1 pseudogene is annotated in these 1,940 nt (G+C 39.8%); it reads right to left on the bottom strand.

Features of this window, described 5'->3' with window-relative positions:
* Positions 1-140: 140 nt before the first annotated feature.
* A pseudogene (gene adeB, locus VXQ92_RS16270) lies at positions 141-1,940 on the bottom strand (multidrug efflux RND transporter permease subunit AdeB); the annotation flags it as partial.

The following is a 1,940-nucleotide window of genomic DNA, read 5'->3' as shown; positions in this document are numbered from 1 at the left end:
TAGGCTAGTCTGACTTTTTATATAAATTTAAAACCCCAAAGACTATAAATAGCTGACATTTATTAGTTAGTAATATTCTCTCATTCAGATCAGTAAAAATGCATCAGAGGAAATTGAGTATTTCCCCTGATGCATTGAACTTAAGATGAGATTTTTTTCTTAGAGGAAAATAGCTTTTCTACTGCACACAGAATGAAGATAAAAAACACGGGAACAAAGAAGATAGCCAGAATAGTGGCTGAAATCATGCCACCAAAAACCCCTGTGCCTAAAGCATGTTGAGTTTCTGAACTTGCACCTGAGGCAATCACCAAAGGAATTACACCACACGTAAATGCAAGTGATGTCATCAGAATTGGCCGTAAGCGAAGTTTGGCTGCTGCAACAGTGGCTTCAATCAAACTCATGCCTTCTTCTTTCAGCATTTTCGCAAATTCAACAATCAAAATTGCATTCTTTGCCGATAGACCAATAATGGTAATTAGCCCGATTTTGAAGAACACATCATTCATTAACCCTCTAGACATAATGGCAATGATTGCTCCAAAAATACCGAGTGGCACAACTAGCATCACAGAAAGTGGAATTGCCCAGCTTTCATAGAGTGCAGCCAATACAAGGAAGACAACTAACATGGATAAACCAAGTAAAAAGGCCATTTGTGATTCAGACTGCTTTTCCTGTAAGGAAATACCTGTCCACTCGTAGCCAATACCTTTCGGTAATTTAGCAATCAGTTGTTCCATTTCACGCATTGCTTCACCCGATGACGTATCGAAGTTAGGAATACCAGCAATACTCAAAGATGGTCGTCCGTTATAACGATTATATTGTTGTGGTGCCTTATTCCATTGTGGCGTTACAACTTCTGATAACGAGACTAATTGACCGCTTGAACCCATGACTTTCAGATTCAAGATATCTTTCAATTGCATACGTGATTTAGCCTCAAATTGTACAATGACTTGTTGCATACGTCCTTGATTAGGGAAGTCATTGATATACATTGAACCCATTGATGTAGAGATGATGTCTGAAACATCAGAAAACTTAACACCAAGTGCACTAAGCTTTTCGCGGTCAATTTTTAAAGAAATATTGTCACCTTGTGGCAACCCTTCATTCCAAACCATATAGAACTTTTTATTCTTGGCTGCCATTGCCATAAGTTCATCTTGAGCAGCCAGTAAAGCAGGCATACCTAAGTTAGCACGGTCTTGTAAACGTAAACTGAAACCTGAAAAAGTACCTAACTCATCAATAGCGGGCGGTAAAACGGCCATGGTCTCGCCTTCCGTACTGTTCGCCATAGAAGAATTAACGTCGCTTGTCATCTTGGATGCAGAGCTAGTCCGCTCTTTGAAGTCTTTAAGTGTCGTAAAAGCCACAGCTACGTTTTGTCCTGCGCCACTGAAACCCCATCCCAAAATGGTGGTATTACTTTTTACATCGGGATTGTCTTTCAAATTATTTTCAAATTGATTGACTACATTCCGAGTACGCTCAGCGGTTGCATCTGAAGGTAGCTGGAACGAAGTCATGAACCAACCTTGATCTTCCTCTGGCATAAATGCTGTTGGCCAATATTTCATTCCGGCAAAGGTAATACCGGTAATTACTACAAAGATCACCATCATTGGAACTGTATGTTTGATGATTTTAAGCAGCATCAATTCATACTTTTTAGTGACTTTATCGAAACTACGGTCAAACCATGCAAAGAAGCCCTTCTTCTGGTGATGCCCATCGATTGGTTTTAAAATCGTGGCACAAAGTGCCGGTGTTAAAATAAGTGCCAATAGCGCTGAAAATAAAATAGATACCGACATGGTCAAGGTAAACTGTTTATAGATTACCCCTACAGAACCACTCGCAAATGCCATAGGTAAAAATACTGCAGCCAAGACCAGCGTAATACCAATAATCGGGCTGGTAATCTC

It is taken from the genome of Acinetobacter sp. 228 (assembly GCF_048147885.1).
This window is presented reverse-complemented; position numbering and strand designations above follow the sequence as displayed.